This is a genomic window from Methylobacterium nonmethylotrophicum, assembly GCF_004745635.1.
Classification (GTDB): domain Bacteria; phylum Pseudomonadota; class Alphaproteobacteria; order Rhizobiales; family Beijerinckiaceae; genus Methylobacterium; species Methylobacterium nonmethylotrophicum.
Genome location: NZ_SRLB01000004.1, coordinates 133,593 through 154,043 on the forward strand (window position 1 = coordinate 133,593; position 20,451 = coordinate 154,043).

The 20,451-nt window shown below is 72.3% G+C and carries 16 protein-coding genes; 11 read left to right on the forward strand and 5 right to left on the reverse strand.

The features are described from left to right. Window positions 1-422: 422 nt before the first annotated feature. From EU555_RS05655 to EU555_RS05670, 4 genes are all read right to left on the reverse strand, one after another. Complete coding sequence (locus tag EU555_RS05655; RefSeq protein WP_135413693.1) at window positions 423-2,042, reverse strand: hydantoinase B/oxoprolinase family protein; 1,620 nt, start codon at window positions 2,040-2,042, stop codon at window positions 423-425. Continuing rightward, a complete protein-coding gene (locus EU555_RS05660) occupies window positions 2,039-4,135 on the reverse strand; it encodes a hydantoinase/oxoprolinase family protein (RefSeq protein WP_135413694.1) in 2,097 nt (698 codons plus the stop codon). The genes EU555_RS05655 and EU555_RS05660 overlap by 4 nt, the downstream gene beginning before the upstream one ends. A gap of 313 nt (window positions 4,136-4,448) precedes the next feature. Beyond that, window positions 4,449-5,594 carry a plasmid replication protein RepC gene (gene repC / locus EU555_RS05665; RefSeq protein WP_342636467.1) on the reverse strand — a complete coding sequence of 382 codons (1,146 nt, stop codon included), beginning with the start codon at window positions 5,592-5,594 and terminating at the stop codon, window positions 4,449-4,451. A 191-nt stretch (window positions 5,595-5,785) separates the two neighbouring features. Continuing rightward, window positions 5,786-5,983 carry a hypothetical protein gene (locus EU555_RS05670; protein ID WP_135413696.1) on the reverse strand — a complete coding sequence of 66 codons (198 nt, stop codon included), beginning with the start codon at window positions 5,981-5,983 and terminating at the stop codon, window positions 5,786-5,788. Window positions 5,984-6,418: 435 nt separating this feature from the next. Between EU555_RS05670 and EU555_RS05675 the strand changes: the two genes are divergently transcribed. The 11 genes from EU555_RS05675 to EU555_RS05725 all read left to right on the forward strand — a co-directional run bounded on the left by EU555_RS05675 (window position 6,419) and on the right by EU555_RS05725 (window position 19,811). Then, window positions 6,419-7,474, forward strand: coding sequence for an alcohol dehydrogenase (locus EU555_RS05675; RefSeq protein ID WP_135413697.1), 1,056 nt, complete (start codon window positions 6,419-6,421; stop codon window positions 7,472-7,474). Window positions 7,475-7,738: 264 nt separating this feature from the next. Beyond that, window positions 7,739-8,746 (forward strand): TRAP transporter substrate-binding protein, encoded by a 1,008-nt coding sequence (locus tag EU555_RS05680; RefSeq protein WP_245524158.1) that lies wholly within the window; start codon window positions 7,739-7,741, stop codon window positions 8,744-8,746. An 86-nt stretch (window positions 8,747-8,832) separates the two neighbouring features. Next, window positions 8,833-9,999 (forward strand): N-methyl-L-tryptophan oxidase, encoded by a 1,167-nt coding sequence (gene solA / locus EU555_RS05685; RefSeq protein WP_135413698.1) that lies wholly within the window; start codon window positions 8,833-8,835, stop codon window positions 9,997-9,999. A 569-nt stretch (window positions 10,000-10,568) separates the two neighbouring features. Next, the gene (locus EU555_RS05690) at window positions 10,569-11,558 is read left to right on the forward strand and encodes a LysR substrate-binding domain-containing protein (RefSeq protein ID WP_167858449.1); all 990 of its coding nucleotides are present in this window, start codon (window positions 10,569-10,571) and stop codon (window positions 11,556-11,558) included. Window positions 11,559-11,607: 49 nt separating this feature from the next. Further along, entirely contained in the window at window positions 11,608-13,023 is a 1,416-nt protein-coding gene (leuC, locus tag EU555_RS05695; RefSeq protein ID WP_135413700.1) for a 3-isopropylmalate dehydratase large subunit, read from the forward strand. Beyond that, window positions 13,020-13,652 carry a 3-isopropylmalate dehydratase small subunit gene (leuD, locus tag EU555_RS05700; RefSeq protein ID WP_135413701.1) on the forward strand — a complete coding sequence of 211 codons (633 nt, stop codon included), beginning with the start codon at window positions 13,020-13,022 and terminating at the stop codon, window positions 13,650-13,652. Before leuC ends, leuD begins: the two co-directional genes overlap by 4 nt. Further along, window positions 13,649-14,767 carry a 3-isopropylmalate dehydrogenase gene (leuB, locus tag EU555_RS05705; RefSeq protein WP_135413702.1) on the forward strand — a complete coding sequence of 373 codons (1,119 nt, stop codon included), beginning with the start codon at window positions 13,649-13,651 and terminating at the stop codon, window positions 14,765-14,767. Before leuD ends, leuB begins: the two co-directional genes overlap by 4 nt. Window positions 14,768-15,072: 305 nt before the next feature. Then, window positions 15,073-16,146: an ABC transporter substrate-binding protein gene (locus EU555_RS05710; protein ID WP_135413703.1), complete on the forward strand. Its 1,074-nt coding sequence runs from the start codon at window positions 15,073-15,075 to the stop codon at window positions 16,144-16,146. Next, window positions 16,146-16,973, forward strand: coding sequence for an ABC transporter ATP-binding protein (locus tag EU555_RS05715; RefSeq protein ID WP_135413704.1), 828 nt, complete (start codon window positions 16,146-16,148; stop codon window positions 16,971-16,973). The genes EU555_RS05710 and EU555_RS05715 overlap by 1 nt, the downstream gene beginning before the upstream one ends. Next, window positions 16,970-17,836 (forward strand): ABC transporter permease, encoded by an 867-nt coding sequence (locus tag EU555_RS05720; protein ID WP_135413705.1) that lies wholly within the window; start codon window positions 16,970-16,972, stop codon window positions 17,834-17,836. Before EU555_RS05715 ends, EU555_RS05720 begins: the two co-directional genes overlap by 4 nt. Before the next feature lie 274 nt (window positions 17,837-18,110). Beyond that, window positions 18,111-19,811 (forward strand): phosphoenolpyruvate hydrolase family protein, encoded by a 1,701-nt coding sequence (locus EU555_RS05725; protein WP_167858450.1) that lies wholly within the window; start codon window positions 18,111-18,113, stop codon window positions 19,809-19,811. Here the strand turns inward: EU555_RS05725 and EU555_RS05730 are convergent. Then, entirely contained in the window at window positions 19,801-20,331 is a 531-nt protein-coding gene (locus EU555_RS05730) for a phosphoenolpyruvate hydrolase family protein (RefSeq protein WP_167858451.1), read from the reverse strand. The genes EU555_RS05725 and EU555_RS05730 overlap by 11 nt on opposite strands. Between the last annotated feature and the right edge of the window lie 120 nt (window positions 20,332-20,451).

A 20,451-nucleotide genomic window follows, 5' to 3' on the forward strand; every position in this document is an offset into this window, starting at 1 on the left:
CGTTGATGGGGGTTTTTAGATGTCGATCATCATATATTCTCGCGTGCGGCCGGCGTCAATGGCGCCGCCCGGCCGACAGCCATCCGCCGACCCGACCCGGGATGAGAAGACCGGCCTGCCGTCAGTCCACCGGATGCCCAGGTGGGCCGGCGACGCCTGCTGGGCACCCTGAGACGAGCCGATCCCGAGCCCGGACAGGGCGGCCCGCCGCATGCTGGCCGCGCCGTGAACCTGGATCTGCTGGCCCTCGCCGCGGGCGGCGCCGGTCTCGATTCCGAGATGCCGCAGCACGCGCGGCCACAGGTCGCTCGTCAGGACGAGGTGGACGAGCGGCGCCTGGCCGAGATCCTCCGGCCCGGACAGCCGCGCCGCCAGGGCCGGACAGCAGCAGATGATCCTGGGGTCGCCACGAGGGGGCGGCCTCAGCCGGCCTCGTCCGTGACGTAGCCCTTCAGCCGGTCGTCCCGGCGCGCAGCCGCGTCGCGGGCCTTGGGGTCGCCAAAGCCCCCTCCCCCCGGCACGGTCAGGATCAGGCGCCGGCCGGCCGGCACGGGCTGCCAGCCCTTGCCCCGCATCCGCGTGCCATCGTCGAGGTGCACGCCGCCGGGCGCCCCGTCCCCTCCCCCGTCGCGGCCGCGGGCCGGGTTGTCGATCCGGTCGAACATCGCCGAGAAGTCGAATTCGTGCCCTTCCGCCGCGGCGATCTCGATGACCTGGCCGAGGCCGCCGCGAAAGGTGCCGTCGCCGCCGGAATCCGGCCGCAGCTCCTTGCGCCAGATCACCACCGGCCCGGTCTGCTCGGTCGCCTCGATCGGCATCGTGTGGACGCCTGACGGGAAAGCGGTGGCCGACAGGCCGTCGAGGCCGGGCCGCGCGCCCATGCCGCCGGAATTGAACATCAGGACCTCGGCCCGCCGGCCCGGCCCGCCCGCGACCGGGCGCAGGGACAGGTGGATGTTCCACAGCGACGCCGCGCCCTCGGCGAGCACCTGGCCCGGCAGGGCCTGGGCGAGCGCCCCCAGCACCAGGTCCGGCACCAGGTGGCCGAGCACGTGGCGCAGGCTCACGGGGGCCGGCCGCTCGGCGTTGAGGATGTTGACCGGCGAGGAGACGGTGAAGAAGGCGAGCGAGGCGGCGTTGTTCGGGATGTCGGGCGCCACCACGCATTTGAGCGCGTAGGAGGCGTAGGCCTTGGTGTAGATGATCGGCACGTTGATGCCCCAGCGGCTCACCGGGGCGCTGCCGTCGAAATCGACGTGGACACTCTCCTCGCCGATCGTGACCGCGACCGCGAGGGGAATCGGCGCGTCGTAGCCGTCGGTCATCAGGGTGTTGGACCACGTCCCCTTCGGCAGCGCGCGGATGCGCTCGGCCATGGCGGCGTGCGTGCGCCCGAAGATGAAGTCGGTGAGCGGTTCGAGGGTGGACAGGCCGGTCTCGCGCATCATCGCGACGAGGCGGCGGTGGCCGACCTCGTTGCAGGCGGCGAGCGAGTAGAAGTCGCCGACGACCTGGTTCGGCTCGCGCACGTTCCGGCGCAGGATCCGCACCAGGTCGCGGTTGACGGTGCCGCGGTCGATGAACCGCATGATCGGGATCTGGATCCCTTCCTCGTAGACCGACTTCCCGTCGGCTCCGAAGCCGCGCCCGCCGACATCGACCACGTGGGCGGTGCAGGCGAAGAAGCCGACGAGCACGCCGTCGAGGAAGGAGGGCGACACCATGGTGATGTCGTGCAGGTGCCCGGTCCCGAGCCAGGGATCGTTGGTGACGTAGGTGTCGCCCTCGTGCATCTCGTCGGCCGGGATCTCCGCCATGAAGTTCCCGACCGCCTCCGCCATGGTGTTGACGTGGCCGGGCGTGCCGGTGACCGCCTGGGCGAGCATGCGGCCTCTCGGATCGAACACCCCGGCCGAGAGGTCGCCCGCCTCGCGCACCGAGGTCGAGAAGGCGGTGCGCAGGAGGGTCGTCGCCTGCTCCTCGACGACCGAGATCAGCCGGTTCCACATCACCTGCAGGCGGATGGCGTCGATCGCGCTCATGAGCGGTGCTCTTTCCGGACCAGCAGGAGGGAGCCGTCGCCCTGGAGCACGGCATCGAACCGGGGGTTGAGGATCGTCGAGGTCTCGCGCTCGACGATCACCGCCGGACCGGCGACGCGGTCGCCGGGTGCCAGCGCGTCCCGGGCCACCACCGCGCTGTCGCAGGGGGCGCCGCTCGCGGGATCGAACACCGCGCGCCGGGCCGCAGGTGCGGGGATCGGCCGCCCGACCGGGTCGAGGGCGTGGCGGGCGGGTGCGGCGGGCGTGTCCCGCACCGCCACCGAGACGGTGACGATCTCGATGTCGAGCCCCGCGAGCCCGTCGACCGGCCGGCCGAAGAAGCCCGCGTAATGCTCGCGAAAGAGGTCGCCCAGGACGGCGGCATCGCCGTCCGCGAAGGCGCGGTCCGGCAGCGGCACCGGGATCTCCCAGCCCTGGCCGGCATAGCGCATGAAGGCGGTGACCTCGCGGGTGAGGGGTGCTGCCGTGCCGGTCCGGACGAAGCCCTCGGCCGTCTCGCGCAAGGCCGCGAGCTGCGCCGTGAGGCCCGCCCCGTCGAAGGCCGAGAGCCGGAAGAGGCGCGAGCCCACGGCCTCGTAGCCGAACGGCGCCTTGAGGAAGCCGATCGCCGAGCCGACGCCGGCCCCCGCCGGCACCAGGCAGAGGTCGATCTCGAGCTTCTCGCACAGGCGCGCGGCGTGGAGCGGCGCGGCGCCCCCGAAGGCGATCATCACCGTGCCGGCGAGGTCGCGGCCGTTCTCGACCGCGTGGACGCGGGCGGCATTGGCCATGGTCTCGTCGACGACCTCGCCGATCCCGAAGGCCGCCGCCACCGGCGCGAGCCCGAGCGGATCGCCGACCTGCGCCCTCACGGCCGCCTCGGCCACCGCGGGCGACAGCCGGATCGCCCCGCCCGCGAAGGCCTCCGGGTCGAGCTTGCCGAGGATCAGGTCGGCGTCGGTGATGGTCGCCTGCGTGCCGCCGCGGCCGTAGCAGGCCGGGCCCGGCTCCGAGCCGGCGCTCTCCGGCCCGGTCTGGATCCGGCCCATCGCGTCGACCGAGGCGATCGAGCCGCCGCCGGCCCCGATCTCGATCATCTCGATCACCGGAATCGAGACCGGGATGCCGGAGCCCTTCGCGAAGCGGGCGGTGCGGGCGACCTCGAAGCTGCGCGCCGTGCGCGGCTGACCCTCCTCGATCAGGCAGATCTTCGCGGTGGTGCCGCCCATGTCGTAGGAGACGGTGCTGGGCAGAGCGAAGCGCCTGGCCACGTCGGCGGCGAAGATCGCCCCACCCGCCGGCCCCGATTCGACCAGGCGGATCGGGAAGGCGGCGGCGGTCTCGAGGGAGACGAGCCCGCCGCCCGAATGGATCATCACCACCGGGCACGCGGCGCCGGCCTCCCGCAGCCGGACCTGGAGGCGGCCGAGGTAATCCGCCATCAGCGGCTGCACATAGGCATTGGCGCAGACGGTGTTGAACCGCTCGAACTCGCGCATCTGCGGCGAGACCTCGCAGGAGAGCGAGATCGGCGCGCGCACCCGGCGTGCCAGGATCTCGCGGGCGCGCCGCTCGTGGGCCGGGTTGGCGTAGGCGTGGATGAAGCCGACCGCCACCGCCTCGTAGCCGCCGGCCGCCAGGGTCTCGGCGAGGGCTTCGAGCCCGGCTTCGTCGAGGGCCAGAAGCTCCTCGCCCGAGGCGCCGATCCGCCCGCGCACCGTGAAGCGGTCCTCCCGCGGCACGAGCGGCGCCGGCAGCCGGATGTGCAGGTCGTACTGCGCGAAGCGGTTCTCGGTCCGCATCTCGATCACGTCGCGGAAGCCTTCCGTCGTCACGAGGGCCGTCCGGGCGCCGCGCCGCGCGATCAGGGCGTTGGTGGCGAGCGTGGTGCCGTGGATCGCGAGGTCGAGATCGGCCAGCGTGATCCCGGCCTCCCGGGTCAGGGTCGCGAGGCCGTCGAGGATCGCCTTCTCGGGCGCCGCGTAAGCAGTCAGCACCTTGGTCGAATGCAGGCGGCCCCGCACGTCGAGGACGAGGTCGGTGAAGGTGCCGCCGATATCGGCGCCGAGGCGGATCTGCTGGGGTGTCGTCATGCCCGCATGGACCTTGGCGCTTGTTTGACGTGGACGCATCGCATGGCGAGCAGGCCGATTCTTATCCCACCCGCGACCTCATCCTGAGGTGCTGCTGCTTGCAGCAGCCTCGAAGGAGGGTTCCAGAAATCGCGACGATATCTGGAGTTATCCTTCGAGGCGAGCAAAGCTCGCACCTCAGGATGAGGTCGCGGGTGGGGTGAGCCGACAACGCTCGCATTGAGGTTCCTAAACGTTCCACGTGGGCTGAAAAACCGAAGAAGGTGTGGTCACCGGAAAGCTCTCCTTGTCGATCGCCTACGGTCCCGTCGTCCTACGTCATCCGCCGCCTCCGCATCGCCATCAGCTCGGCCGCGGGATGGTACCTGCCCTCCCCGGCCAGGCGCACGAGCCGCCGGAAGTAGCCGCCCGGGTTGCGGATCCGGTCCCGACCCGAGGCCACGTCGTCGTCGTGGAGCTGGGCCACGATGAGGACGAGAACTGCCGCCCGGTATGGGCCAAGCCCGTCGCAGGCCTCCGCCCAGGCGCTCGGATGCGCCCCGATCGAGGCCCGCAGCCGCCGGCCGGCATCGAGAACCTCGTGCTCGTGCCGGATGTCGCCGCCGACGAGGTCGCGCAGCACCGGGCAGGCGGCGACGACCAGCGACGGCGGCAGCTCCGGTCCCGGCCGTCCGGTCCGGCGCGAGGCTTCAACCTTCCCCGACGAGTCCTTGCTCCAAGCCTCGCTAGGAGATCCTTTCTCTGTTTCTACGTGGGGGCATCCGGTGCCGTCACAGCCGGCGCCATAGAAGCGGTCCTCGATCATCTGGCGCAGCTCTCCCCAGGCGTCGAGGATGCGTTCGGGATCGCCGGCGCTGCGCCGCTCCGGCGTCCTCGCCTCCAGGCTCGCCCGGGCCGCCGCGAGGTCGGCGATGCTCGTCTCGGGATGGCGGGAGGCGAGGGCCTGCAGCGCCTCCGCGACGGCGCGGCGGTGCATGGTCAGGAGGTCGAAAGCGCGGCGGCGGCGTTCGCGCGCCTCGGCCCGGGCCTGGATCGCCCCCGCCCAGTCGCCCCGCCGCGCGTGGAGCGGCGTCAGGTCGAACCCGAAGGCGTCGACGATCGTGCCGTCGCGGGAGCGGACGGCGTAGCGCTTGCCGTTGGCCGAGTCCTTCGGCGTCACCAGCTCCAGGGCGACGAGGTCGCGCAAGGCGTAGCGTACGGCGCGCTCCGACAGCCCGGTGCGCGACACCAGGTACTCGTTCGACGGCCAGACGATCAGGCGCGCCCAGTCCTGCTCGCCCCAGGCGGCGACCAGCTCGGACAGCACCAGCCGCAGGGCCGGACGCAAGGCCAGCGCCTTCGCGGCCTCACGGGCGGAGGCGGACAGGTCCCTGCGCGTGACCGTGCGCCCGTCCTCGAGGGCGCGTCTCTTCCCGGTGAGGGCGGCGCGCGTCAGCGGCCGGCCCCCGGTCTGAACCATCTCCACTCCACACCTCCTTGGACGGAGGCAAAGCGGGACCGTTCGCCCGAGCGGGCGTCATTGACGGTGGATGCGGGAACCGCTAGAAGGAGGGTGTCAATCCGGTCTTCGAGCGGCGGCTTCCCCAGCCCCGTTATGAGATCCAAAAAAGCGCCGAGGTCCCCACCTCGGCGCTTTTTGCTTTGCCGCGTCTACATGTTCGGTCCCTTGAAAGCCTGCTCGAGCGCGTGGATGATCGCGAGGCGGCGGTTCGGGAACTTGCCCTGGCGCACCGCCTCATCGATCGCCTGCTGCACCGGGGCCGGCACCCAGACATTCGTCTCCAGCTCTCCGGACGCCTTGCGGGCCTCGCGGAGCTTCTTGACGCGCTGAGACGGGGTGTCGGCCATCGATTCGGCTCCACGACTCGTAACGTTACGAGTCGTGTCACGAGTCGGCGCCGCCCCGCAACGCGGAGTCGAGATTCGGCGGTGGATGTTAATTTCGATTCACAGCCGAATCGGGCGCGCTGCCCGCGACAGGTGGCGATTCGCGGTGATCTGTCGTTGCCGCACCCCGGCCCGTAATGAGTCGGAAAAGGTTCCGTACAAGACTCGGTCGAATCGTCGGCAATAGTCGGAGAATGGCCTGATCCTCTTGCGCGACACGGACGTCGCGCGGTTGGAGCCGCAGCGCGCCGCCCGGCGCGGGACCGCCTCGGCGGCATCGCTTCCCTTCCGCCGCCTGGACCGTATTCTGGCGGTCGATCACCGGGAGGGGGCAGGACCGTGGAGCCGCGCGCCGCAGGGGCCGGGCGCCCGCGTCCCGCCCGAGGGAGCCCAGCCATGAGACGCTTCGCCGTCACCGCGTTCGGCCGTCCGCTCTGCACCCTGGTCGAGGACGATCCGGTGCCGCACGGCACCGAGGTGGTGCTCGACCTCGAGCGCTGCGGCGTCTGCCACACCGACCTGCACCTGCGCGAGGGCCATTACGACCTCGGCGGCGGCCGGCGCCTCGATCTCGCCGCGCGCGGGATGACCCTGCCGGCCACCCTCGGCCACGAGATCCTCGGCCGCGTCAGGGCCGCCGGGCCGGAGGCCGGGGCGGTGGAGATCGGCCGGCGCGTCCTCGCCTATCCGTGGATCGGCTGCGGCACCTGCCACCGCTGCCGCGACGGGGAGGAGAACCTGTGCGCGGCCGGGCGCTGCCTCGGCGTGCACCGGCCCGGCGGCTTCGCCGAGGCGGTCGTGGTGCCCCATCCCCGGTACCTGATCGACGTCGAGGGCCTCGATCCCTCGGCGGCGGCGACGCTCGCCTGCTCGGGGCTGACCGCCTACTCGGCGCTCCGCAAGGTCGGCGGCGATCCGGCCCGCGACTGGCTGCTGCTGGTCGGCGCCGGCGGGCTCGGGCAGAGCGCGCTGAGCCTCGCCCGGGCCCTCGGCCACCACCGCATCGCGGTCGCCGATACGGCGCCGGACAAGCGCGCCCGGGCGGCTTCGCTCGGCGCCGACCTCGTCCTCGATCCGGCCGATCCGGGCGCCCGCGCCGCGCTCCTCGACCTCGAGACCGGGCTCGCGGCGGCGATCGACTTCGTCGGCACGCCCGAGACCACGCGCTTCGCCCTCGACTCCCTGCGGCGCGGCGGGCGCTCGATCACGGTCGGCCTGTTCGGCGGCGAGATCGCCCTGTCGCTGCCGCTCCTGCCCCTGCGCGCCCTGACGCTGACCGGCTCCTACGTCGGCAATCTCGGCGAGCTGCGCGAGCTCGTCGCCCTGGTGCAAAGCCACCGCCTGACCCTCGTCGAGACGGAAACCGTGCCCCTGGACCAGGCCGAGGAGGCGATGCGGCGGCTGGCGGCCGGGGGAGCGGCCGGGCGCATCGTGCTCGCGCATGCGCCATGACCCGTCGGGATGGGGCGGCCTGCCGGGGCGGGCCGTCCCGGGCTAAGCAGAGTTGTCCCCCATCGTACACGACAGAGCGGTTTGGAGGCAGCGTCAGTCCCTCCAAACCGCTCTGTCGTGGCCGTGAGTTGCCCCGTGCAACTCTGTTTATTTCCTTGATCTTGCATCATTGTCGTCGCCGAACCGGTGACCATTTCGGCGAATGATGCTTAGCCTGCGCACAGGCCGGGAGGACACCGGCCGCAACGGACGGGAGACGCCAGGATGCCGACGCGCAGAACCATCGTGGGGGGGGCCGGCGCCGGCCTGCTCCTCGCCGCCGCGGGGGCGCGGGCCGGGACCGACACCCTGCGGCTGAGCATGGGCTCGCCGATGCCGCAGGCGCACCCGGCCACCACCAGCCTCGTCGCGGCGCTCGACGCGATCCGGGCGGAAACCGACGGCCGGATCGACATCACGCTCTACCCCGACAGCCAGCTCGGCAGCGAGCTGAGCATGCAGTCGCAGCTGCGCTCGGGCGCCATCGCCTTCACCCTGACCTCGGCGAGCTCGCTGCAGACCCTGGCGCCGGTCGCCGGCATCCCGGGTCTCGCCTACGCCTTCGCCGACTACCCGCCGCTCTGGGCCGCCCTCGACGAGGGGCCCCTGAGCGAGCGCATCCGCGACGCCCTCGGGGCGTTCGGGCTCCGGTCCTTCCGGATCGTCGACAACGGCTTTCGCGACGTGATCACGAGCCTGCGGCCGGTCGAGACGGTGGCGGACCTGCACGGCCTCAAGATCCGGGTGCCGCCGAGCCCGCTCCTGACCTCGCTGTTCCGGTCCCTCGGCGCTTCCCCCGTCACCATCAACCTCGCCGAGACCTACGCCGCGCTGCAGACCCGGATCGCCGACGGGATGGAGAACTCGCTGCCGCAGATCGAGGCGACGAAGGTCTACGAGGTGCAGAAATACCTCTCGCGCACCGGCCACAGCTGGGACGGATTGTGGATCCTCGCCCACGGCAAGACCTGGGACGCCCTGCCGGGCGACGCGCGGGGCGTGATCTCCCGCCACTTCGACGCGGCGGTCACGCGCCAGCGCCAGGACTTCGTGGCGATGAACACCCAGGCCGAGGCGCGGCTGCGCGCCAGGGGTCTTTCCGTCGCCACGCCGGACCGTGCGCCGTTCCGGGCGGCGCTGGCGGCGTCCGGCTACTACGCCGACTGGAAAGCCAGGTTCGGCGCCGAGGCGTGGCGCGCGCTCGAGCGCCACACCGGTCCGCTCGGGGCGTGAGGCTGCCTCACGCGCGAGGCGCTTGCCGCGCGGGCATCCGATCGGGCAACGTCCGGCGGACGTGACGAGCGAGGCGACACGCGCCGATGAGCGAGCGAGCGGACTTCCTGGTGATCGGCCTCGGGGCCATGGGCAGCGCGGCGCTCTACCAGCTGGCGAAGAGGGGTGCGTCGGTGATCGGCCTCGACCGCTTCGCGCCGCCCCACGCAATGGGGTCGAGCCACGGCGAGACGCGCATCACCCGGCAGGCGGTCGGCGAGGGGCGCGATTACGTGCCGCTCGTCCTCGCCTCGCACCGGATCTGGCGCGCGCTGGAGGCCGAGACCGGCGAGAGGCTGCTCGAAGCCTGCGGCGCGCTGGTGATGGGGCCCGGCACCGGTGCCACCTCGCATCACGGCAAGCCGGACTTCGTCCAAAGCTCGATCGCCGCCGCGGAGGCCTTCGGCATCGCCCACGAGGTGCTCGACGGGCGCGAGGTCTCCCGCCGCTTCCCGCAATTCCTCACCCTCGCCGGCAGCGAGATCGCCTATTACGAGCCCGGCGGCGGCTTTGTCCGCCCCGAACGCTGCATCGCCGCGCAGCTTTCCCGCGCCGCCGCCCTCGGCGCCGGCATCCGGACCGGCGTCGAGGTTTGGTCGATCGCCCAGGAGGGCGAGGGCGTGCGCGTCGAGACCTCGGCCGGCGTTTTCAGCGCCGGGCAGGTCGTGGTCACGGCCGGGGCGTGGACTGCCGGGCTGCTCGGCGCGCCGTTCGACCGCCTGCTGAGCGTCAAGCGCCAGCTCCTGCACTGGTACGCCCTCGACGAGACGAGCGCCTATCGCGACGACGCGCCCGTCTACATCTGGATGCACGGCGCGACGGACACCGACTACTTCTACGGCTTCCCGCCGCAGCCGGGCGAGGGCAGCGTCAAGGTCGCGACCGAGCAATATGCCGAGACCACGACCGCCGACACCGTCGACCGGGCGGTCACGCCGGAGGAATCGGCCGGGATGTACCGGCGCCACGTCGCCGGGCGCCTCGCCGGGGCGAGCCCCCGCGTCGCGAAGGCCGCCGCCTGCCTCTACACCGTCACGCCCGACCGGGGCTTCATCATCGACCGGCACCCGCGCCAGGACCGGGTCCTGGTCGTCTCGGCCTGCTCGGGCCACGGCTTCAAGCACTCGGCCGGCATCGGCGCCGTCGCAGCCGAGATCGTGACGGAGGGACGCAGCGCGATCGATGTCAGGCCGTTCGCCGTCAGCCGATTCTGAGTGCTGGCGTCAGGCGAGGGCCATGCGCTGGAACTCGGAATGCCGTGGCAGACGTCGTTTCGGCTATTCGCTTCCGCCTAAGAGCCATGCCTTTCAAGGTGTTTTCTTAGCCATTAGCTTGGCTTTTTCGAGCACCCTGGCGGTCGCCACATGAGCTCCGGCTGGGGCCGCCGCCACAGAGGGCTTGTCGACCTTGCGCTTGGGACCACGCGGGCTGGTTGCAATCCGCCCCGGGTCGACCCGCTCCGCCAACGCCAGCAAGCGCGCCGCATCCTCCCGGCCCGTCAACACGCAAGTAGGGTAGCCGGCGCAGATCTGGTGCCCCAGGTGGAACACCGAGACCCGCGGCTCGGGCGCGAGCCCGGATCCAGACGGGACGACGACCGGGACCGGACGGCGCGCCGCGGCCTGCGCCGACGACGATGAGCCGCACGACGCTCCCGTCGCGCCGCCGCCGGCACGGCGTCGAACGACGGCAACCGGCCGGGTCGCCGGAGAATCCGGCTTTCCGTCGCCCGCCGGCCCGGCGCCGCTTGCGGGCACCCTCCCGGATCGGCGAGCCTTCGCCCATGCATCGCTACGACCTCTTCACCCTCGAACTGTTCATCGCCGTCGTCGAGGAGCAGAGCATCGCGGCGGCGGCCGAGCGCGCCCACATCGCGGCCTCGGCGATCAGCCGGCGCATCTCGGAGCTCGAGGCGATGCTCGGCACCGAGCTCCTGGTGCGCCATTCCAAGGGCATCGACCTGACCGAGGCCGGCGCCGCCCTGCTCCACCATGCCCGCACCATCCACGGCAGCGTCGCGGTGATGGATGCCGAGCTGCGCGACTTCGCCAGCGGCCTGCGCGGCCTGATCCGGGTCTCGGCCAACAAGTCGGCGATCATGGAATCGCTGCCGATGGAGCTTGCCGGCTTCCTGGCCCTGCATCCCCTGATCCGGATCGACCTCGAGGAGGGCATCAGCCCCGACATCGTGCAGCGGGTCGCCAGCAACCAGGCCGACCTCGGGATCTTCGGCGGCAATATCCCGGCGCCGGGCCTGCAGATCGTGCCCTACCGGCGCGACGAGCTGGTCGTCGTGCTGCCGCCCGGCCACGTCCTGTCGGGGCGCGCCTCGATCGCCTTCGCGGACCTCCTCGACCACGACTTCGTCTGCCTGGAGCGGGGCTCGTCGATCGAGACCCTGTGCCGGCGCGCCGCCGAGGATCTCGGCGGCGAGATCCGGGTGAGGGTCCGGGTCGGCAGCTTCGAGGGCCAGCTGCGCATCATCGAGAACGGCCTCGGCATCGGCATCGTGCCGCGCCAGGTCTTCGAGGGGCAGATGCGGCAGACCGGGCTGACGGCGCTCGCCCTCGAGGATCCGTGGCGGATGCGCCCGCTCAATATCGGGTTGCGCGACCACGCCAGCCTGTCGCGCCCGGCGCGCCGGCTGGTCGCCTACCTGTCGCAGCCCTCCCCGGCGCAGCCATCTCCAAACGCGACGGCGGCATGCCCAACCGGCGCTTCGTGCGGCGGCGCGCCGTCCCTACGCTCCTCCCCGCCGCAAGCCCCCGACTGAGAGGGCGCGCATCCGACGGGGGACAACGCCCCGCGGGGGAGGACACGCCATGGCAGAGACACCGCCGGCAGCCAGGACGCTGTTCGCGAAGATCTGGGACGCGCACGTCGTCAGCGACCTCGGCGACGGCGCCGTGCTCCTGCACGTCGACCGGCACCTCCTGCACGACCTCGGCGGCTCGCGCGGCCTGCTCGACCTGAAGCAGCGCGGCCTTCCCGTGCACAGCCCGCACCTCACCTTCGCGACGCCCGACCATGCGATCTCGAGCGCGGCGGGCCGCGCCGGCACCACCGAGACCGGCTGGAGCCTGCTCCACGCCCTGCGGGCCGAGACGCGAGAGGCGGGCATCCGCCTGTTCGACGTCGGCGAGCGCGGCCAGGGCATCGTCCACGTCATCGGGCCGGAGCTGGGCCTGAGCCTGCCGGGCCTGCTCATCGTCTGCGGCGACAGCCACACCTGCACCCATGGCGGGCTCGGCGCGCTCGCCTTCGGGATCGGCTCCTCGGAGCTGTCGCACGTGCTGGCGACGCAGACCCTGGTGCAGCGCCGGCCCAAGACCATGCGGGTGCGCTTCGAGGGCGCGATGGCGCCGGGCGTGCTGCCGAAGGACCTGATCCTGCACCTGATCGGCGTCATCGGCGCGGCCGGCGGCACCGGCTACGCGGTGGAGTATGCCGGCTCGGCCATCCGGGCGATGCCGGTCGAGGGGCGGCTCACCATCTGCAACCTGTCGATCGAGCTCGGCGCCAAGATCGGCATGGTGGCGCCCGACGACACCACCTTCGCCTACCTCGAGGGAAAGCCCTACGCGCCGAAGGGCGAGGCCTGGGACCGGGCGGTCGCCGCCTGGCGCGACCTGGCCGGCGACTCTGAGGCCGCCTTCGACCGCGAGGTGGTGATCGACGTCGGACGCGTCGCCCCTCAGGTCACCTGGGGCACCAGCCCCGAGCACGTCGTGCCGGTCGACGGCCTGATCCCCGACCCCTCGGCCGAGGCCGACCCGACCCGGGCCCGCGCGATGGCGGCGGCCCTCGACTATATGGGCCTGTCCCCGGGCGGCCCGATCGCCGGCACCCCCGTCGACTGGGTGTTCATCGGCTCGTGCACCAACGGCCGCCTGTCGGACCTGCGCGAGGCGGCGGAGGTCGCCCGCGGCCGGCGGGTGGCGGAGGGCGTGCGCGCCTGGGTCGTGCCGGGCTCCGAGATCGTCAAGCGCGAGGCCGAGGCCGAGGGGCTCGACCGGGTCTTCGTCGAGGCCGGGTTCGAGTGGCGCGAGCCCGGCTGCTCGATGTGCCTGGCCGCCAACGGCGAGGTCGTGCCGGCCGGGCAGCGCTCGGTCTCGACGAGCAACCGCAACTTCGTCGGCCGCCAGGGGCCGCGCGCCCGCACCCATCTGGCGAGCCCCGCGATGGCCGCGGCGGCCGCGCTCGCCGGCGCCATCGCCGACGTGAGGAGGGCCGGATGAAGCGCTTCACCCGCCTCGAGGCCGTGGCCGCGCCGATCCTGATCGAGAACATCGACACCGACGTGATCATCCGCATCGAGCGGCTGGTCGGCAACGGCATCCGCGGCACGCTGGCGCCCTGGTGCTTCGGGGCGCTCCGCTACCGCGCCGACGGGTCCGAGGATCCCGACTTCATCCTCAACCGGCCGCCCTACCGGGAGGCGCAAGTCATCCTGGGCGGACGCAACTTCGGCTGCGGCTCGTCACGCGAGGGCGCGGTGTGGTCGCTCCAGGAGCGCGGCGTCGCCTGCGTCATCGCGCCGAGCTTCGGCGACATCTTCTTCAACAACTGCTTCCAGAACGGGATCCTGCCGGTCGTCCTCGACGAGGCGACCGTGGCGGGCCTCGCCCGCGAGGTCGAGGAGAGCCAGGGCGCCGGCAAGGTCACGGTCGACCTCGAGGAGCGCGTCGTCGTCTCGCCCTCGGGCAAGCGCTTCCCCTTCGCGGTCGAGGCGCGCCGGCGCGAGGCCCTGCTGCAGGGGCTCGACGAGATCGGCACGACGCTCCGGCAGGCCGACGCGATCGCGCGCTTCCAGGCGCGGGACCGGCAGGCGCGGCCCTGGGTGTATGCGGCGGGAGATCCGGCATGAGCGGGACCAACATGATGCGCGTCGCGGTGATCGGCGGCGAGGGCATCGGGCCGGAGGTGACGGCCCAGGCGAGCCGCGTGCTGGCGTGGTTTTCGGACCGTCGCCGCCTGCCGGTCGCGGTCGAGGAAGCGGCGTTCGGGCTCGAGGCCTACCGCCGCACCGGCAAGGTGATCCCGCCCGAGACCCGCGCGGCGATCGAGGGCGCCGACGCGATCCTGTTCGGCGCCACCGGCGGCCCGGAGACCGCCGAGGTCCCGCCGGAGGCGCGCCGCGAGGGCAGCCTGCTGAAGCTGCGCCGCTCCCTCGACCTCTACGCCAACCTGCGCCCGATCGTGACCGATCCGGCCCTGTACGATTCGGCCCCGCTGAAGGAGCGCGTCCTGAACGGCGTCGATTTCGTGATCGTGCGCGAATTGTCGAGCGGCATCTATTTCGGCGAGCCGCGCGGGATCGAGACGAGGCCCGACGGCAGCCGGCGCGGCTTCAACACCAACAGCTACACCACCGAGGAGGTCCGGCGGGTGGCCCGCTTCGCCTTCGACCTCGCCCGCAGCCGGCGCGGCAAGCTCTGCTCGGTCGACAAGGCCAACGTGATGGAGGCGAGCGTGCTGTGGCGCGAGGAGGTGATCGCGCTCCACGCCGAGGAGTTCCCGGACGTCGAGCTGTCCCACATGTACGTCGACAACGCCGCGATGCAGATCGTGCGGGCGCCGAGCCAGTTCGACGTCATGGTGACGGACAACATCTTCGGCGACATCCTCTCGGACTGCGCCGCCATGGCGGCGGGCTCGCTCGGGATGCTGCCCTCCGCCTCCCTCGGGCCGGCGGACGCTCAGGGCAAGCGCCCGGCCCTGTACGAGCCGGTCCACGGCTCGGCCCCCGACATCGCCGGCCGCGGCATCGCCAACCCGCTCGGCTCGATCCTGAGCGTCGCGATGATGCTGCGGCTCACCCTCGGCCGGCTGGACGACGCGATCCTCCTGGAGCGGGCGGTCGGCGACGCCCTGGCGAGCGGCGCTCGCACCGCCGACATCGCCGAGCCCGGGCGCGCGCCGATCTCCACCGCCGCCATGGGGGACGCCGTGCTGGCCTCGCTCGACCGCCTCGCGGGCTGAGGGGTGGGAGACTAAGCACATCTCCCCTCTCCCGTGTGGGAGAGGGGCCGGGGGTGAGGGTGGAGACGGTGCCGGATTAGGCACCAATCGTTCCGCTGCCAGCACGACGCTCAGCGCTCTACACTGAAGCGTGTCACCCTTGCGCGATCTTCGATCGCCCCTACCCCTCTCCCACACGGGAGAGGGGATCCCGCGCTTGGTCAACACGAATAGATCAAGCGAAAGCCGTATGACCCATAAAAAGCAATAAAACCAACCTTCGCACGCCGGATAGTCTTGCAAACCCGATCGGGAGACCGCGAGCCATGACGTCCCCCCTGACGTCCCTGCCGAAGACGTCCATCCTGACCCGGCGCAGCGTGGTGACGGCGCTCGGCGCCGGTGCCGCCCTTGCCGGGTCGCGCACGGCGCGCGCCGCGAGCGCCGCCAAGGGCATCTACCCGGTCGCGACCTGCAGCTACATGGTGATGTTCGCCGCCCAAGGGCTCGGCTACTTCAAGGACGAGGGCCTCGACAGCCGCCTCGTCCAGGGCGGGTCGGGGGTGAAGACCCGGGAGATCATCGCCTCGGGCCAGGGCGACTTCGCGCTGGCCGACTTCGTCCACCCGATGCTGCTGACGAACAAGGGGCGGCCCTGCAAGGCGCTCACCGCCGTCGACCGCATCGCGGCCGGGCTGCAGTTCATGATCCGGGCCGATCTCTACGAGCAGGGCATCACGGACCTCGCCAAGTTCGTCGCCTGGAAGCGCCCGGACGGGCGCAAGCCCCTCGTCGGCGTCTCCTCGATCGGCGGCACCACCCACGTCTGGTCGACCTACTTCCTCGAGCAGCTCGGCTACGACGGCACCGTCACCTGGCTCGGCGTCGGCAACGTCGACACGATGCTCGGCTCGCTGAAGACGAAGCAGGTCGACGTCCTCATCAACACCTACTCGCTCGTCGGCGAGGTCGAGCGCCAGGGCTACGGCAAGCTGCTCTACGACGGCTCGGACCCGCGCAACTGGAACGCCGTGATCGGCGGCACGGTGCCGGTGACGGTCAATTACTGCCTGCAGGCGCGCATCGACCGCGACCCGGCCCTCATCCAGGCCTGGACCAACGCGGTGATGCGCGCCGGGCAATGGGTCGACAAGCACACGCCGGAGGAGATCTACGGCGCGATCGAGCCCTTCGTCGGCTCGACCTCGCGCGAGTCGAACCTGATCGAGATCAAGGCCACCAAGGCGGTCGCCAACCCGGCCGGCCTGATCGACCAGGCGGCCTTCGAGCGGGGCGCCAAGGTGTGGTTCCGCGAGATGACCGGCGTGCAGCGGCTGCCGCTCGAATCGGTCTACGCGGCGCGCTTCGCCGAGGCCGCCGCCGCGAAGTACCCGGCCTGATGCTCGCCTTCGCCGACCCTCCGGCCCAGGCCGCGCTCGCGCCCGTGCGGGTCGACGTGCGCGGCCTGTCGAAGTCGTTCGCCCTGCACGGCCGCCGGATCGACGCCGTCGAGGACGTCTCGTTCACCGTGCGCCAGGGCGAGTTCGTGTCGCTGCTCGGCCCCTCGGGCTCCGGCAAGAGCACGGTGCTCAACATGATCGCGACGCTTCTGGCCCCGACCAGCGGCACGATCCTGATCGACGGCAAGGCCGTCGTGCCGGGCCGCACCACGCCGCAGGTCGGCTACGTCTACCAGAAGGACACGCTGTTTCCCTGGCGCACGGTCGCCGACAATATCGGCTACGGCCTCGAACTCGCCGGGCTGAGCAAGGCGGACAGGCGCGAGCGCGTCGCCCGGGCGGTGGCCCGGGTGGGGCTCACCGGCTTCGAGGCGGCCTATCCGGCCTCGCTCTCCGGCGGCATGCGCCAGCGCGCCTCGCTGATGCGCACGCTCGTGCGCGAGCCCGAGATCCTGCTGATGGACGAGCCGTTCGGCGCCCTCGACACCCACACCAAGCTCGACATGCACGACGTGCTGCTCAAGATCTGGGAACGCGAGAAGCAGACGGTGCTGTTCGTCACCCACGATCTCGGCGAGGCCCTCACCCTGTCGGATCGGATCATCCTGTTCTCCGCCCGCCCGGGGCGGATCAAGGACAGCTTCGAGGTGCCGTTCCCGCGCCCGCGCGACGGCGTCGCGATGCGCGAGACGCCCGAATACGCCGCCCTGTTCTCGCGGATCTGGCACGCGCTCGGCGAGGAGTTCAAGAAGGCGAGAAGGTCATGAGCCGCCCCCTCACGACCCTCGCCTGGCAGGTCGGCATCGTCGCCGCCCTGCTCGCCCTCTGGCAATGGGCCTGGAGCCTCAAGCCCTACGCGCCCTGGGCGGTGCCGGACCTGTTCGACCCCTACTTCGTGTCGCGGCCCTCCGAGATCTTCGCGCAGTTCCTGCACCTGAGCTGCCTGCAGCCGAAGCCCGGCGAATGGGCGATGCCCGGCGGGACGGCGTTCTCGGCCTGCACGGCGCGCTACGAGAACAACCTGTGGTTCGCGACCTTCGTGACGCTGCGCAACACCTTCTTCGGCTTCCTGACCGGGGTCACGAGCGGCGTCGTGCTCGGCCTGCTGCTCGGCCGCTCGCCGCGGGCCGCCGAGATCGCCTCGCCCTTCGTCACCGCGGTGAACTCGATCCCCCGGATCGCGCTGGCGCCGATCATCATCCTGGCCTTCGGCATCGGCGACGCCTCGAAGATCGCGACCTCCTGGATCGTCGTGGTGTTCCTGGTGTTCTTCAACACCTTCGAGGGCGCGCGCTCGGTCGATCCGGACTACGTCAACGCCTCGCGGCTGCTCGGCGCCTCGGAGTGGCAGATCACCCGGACCGTCATCATCCCCTCGACCATGGCGTGGGTCTTCGCCTCGCTGACGCCCGCGGTGTCCTTCGCGCTGATCGGCGTCATCGTCGGCGAGTTCATCGGCGCCGAGTTCGGGATCGGGCGCCTCATCATCGAGTCGGAGGCCCGCGGCGAGGCGGCCGGGATGATGGTGGCGGTCTTCGTGCTGATGATCGTCGGCATCGTGCTCTCGGCCGGGATCCAGCGCATGCAATCCTACCTGCTGCGCTGGCAGCCCCGGCACCAGAACCGCTGACCCGCGAAGATGCGCTGCGGGGGGCGCGGAGCATGAGGTCCCGGGGACACGCGCCGGGAGACTGGCCCGGAACCTCCCCCGGGACGCAGGCGGGGCAGTCGCGGGCGGCGGCGTCGCCGCCGAACCGGGGACCTGCACGCCCGAGCGACGCCGAAATCCGGATCGCGGCGGGGACAGCGGTCGCCTGACGCGATCGGTCCGATGTCGTATGGTGGGTCGGCTGCGGCGATCCTCGGCCCGCCCCTCGCCGCGGCGGGATGTCCGACCGCCGCTCATGCCCGTGCCGCCCCTCTTCCACGGACGCCCCGCCAACGACCTGCTGATCGGTGCGGCGATCGGGCTCGGCATGACCGCGCGGGCGAGCGTGCAGGGCGGGGCCGATTTCCTGCTCGTCCTCAATGCCGGGCGCCTGCGGGTGATGGGCGCGGCCTCGATCGCGGCGCTCTTCCCGATCCGCGAGGCGAACGGCTTCACGGATGCCTTCGCCCGCGGCGAGATCCTCGGCCGGGTGTCGGTGCCGGTGTTCTTCGGCGCCGCCGCCTTCGATCCGCGGCTCGACATCCCGGCGCTGGTCGCGCGGCTCGCCAAGGCCGGCTATGCCGGCATCGCCAACTTCCCGACCGCGATCCATTTCGAGGGCCGGTTCCGCGCGACGCTGGAGGCGGCTGGCCTCGGCTACGCGCGCGAGATCGCCCTCCTGCGCGCCGCGCGCGCGGCGGGCCTCGCCAGCTTCGGCTACGCCAAGACCCGGGAGGAGATCGAGGCGCTGCTGTCCGCCGAGGTCGACATCCTGTGCCTCAACTTCGGCTGGAACGCGGGCGGCTCGCTCGGCATCCCGGGGGTGCCGCTCGACGAGGCCGCCGACCGCGCGCGGCGGGTCTTCCAGTGGGTCCGGCAGGCCCGGCCCGGGACGATCTGCGTGGTCGAGGGCGGGCCGATCGTCGATTCGGCCGGCATGATCCGGGTCTGCGACGAGGCGAAGGCGGACGGCTATGTCGGCGGCTCGACCCTCGACCGGCTGCCGCTCGAGATGTCGGTGATGCAGACCGCCTCCGCCTTCAAGACCGCGAGCCTGCTGCGGCCGGCCCGGGACGAGGCGCAGCGCGAGCACGCCCGCATCACGGCGCTCGCCGGCCTCGTCGGCCAGTCCGAGGCGGTCGCCCGGATGGTCGAGCGGATCGCCCGCCTCGTCGCCACCGACCTCGCCGTGCTGGTGCGGGGCGAGCCGGGTTCCGGCCGCACCACGGTCGCCCGCGCGGTCCACGTGGCGAGCCGGCGGACCGGGCCGTTCTTCGTGCTCGACGCGGCGGATCCCGAGATCGGCGAGACGCTGTTCGGCGACGGGGCCGGACGCCCGGGGGCGCTCGATGCGGCCGACGGGACGGTGGTGGTGGAGGCGATCGGGCAGCTGCCGCCGGTGCTGCAGGAGCGCCTCGCCCGGGTTGTGGAGCAGGCGATCGTCGGGCGGTTCGGGCGCGAGGAGCGGCGGGGCGCCCGCCTCGTCGTCACCGCCACGGATCAGGCCGGCATCGTCCCGGCGCTGCTCGCGCGGATCGAGGCGGGCCAAGTCGACGTCCCGCCCCTGCGCGACCGTCCGGAGGACATCCCGCTCCTGGCCCGCGCGATGCTGCGGGGCCTGACCCGCCGCGAGGGGCGCCAGGCGCCGGCGACCATCGAGCCCGCCGTCTACCGCCTGCTGATGACCCGGGACTGGCCCGGCAACCTGCGCGAGCTGCGCTCCTTCCTCGCCCGCGCCGCCGCCGAGAGCCCGGACGGGACGATCCGCAGCGAGAGCGTCGCCCGGCTCGGCCAGGCTCCCGCCGAGCCGCGTCCCGGGCCGGTGGCCGACGAGCGCGCCTGGATCGTCGACGCCCTGCGCCGCAACCGCTTCCGCCGCGCCGAGACCGCCGCCTTCCTGGGGCTCTCGCGAAAAACCCTCTACAACAAGATGCGCCGCTACGGCCTCACGGAGTGAAGGGCCCGAAGGTGAGGCCGCCCGAGCCGAGGGCCGGGATGGCGAGGACCGGCGCGATGCCGGCCGCCGCCAGCTCCGCCGCGAAGGCCGCCGAGGCGGCGCAGCCGACCGGCGCGAGGCCGGCCTCGCGCAGGCGCACGAGGGTGGCGATCTCCTCCTGCGGCCCGTACCCCACCGCCGCGATGGTCCGGCCGGTCTCCCCGTCGATGGCCTGGATGCTCGGGTAATTGGCGACCCGCCGCAGGCCGGCGGCGAGCAAGGCCTCGGCCAGATCGGGGACGCGCAGGAACGGATCGACGCAGAACAGGCCCGCGACCGGCGCCGGTCCCTCGCCGAGGGCGCCGGCCGCCAGGCAGGCGGTCAGGGCGCCGTTGACGTCGCAGACCGGCAGCAGCGCCAGGAGATCGAACAGGGCCTCGGGCGCGCCGGCGAGCGCCGGCACGAACAGCGTCCGGGCCCGCTCGGCCGGACCGAGGCCGGCGAGCGTCGTCCGCAGGGTCAGCGGGCCTGGTCTCTCCAACGGCACCCTCCTCAGGTTCGCGCGCTCCAGCCGCACAGGCGGCACGTCTACCCAATCTTACCCATCGCGTCATCGCCGCGGGCTGGACTTGCGGCGTGCCGGCGCGGACAGTGCCGTCAA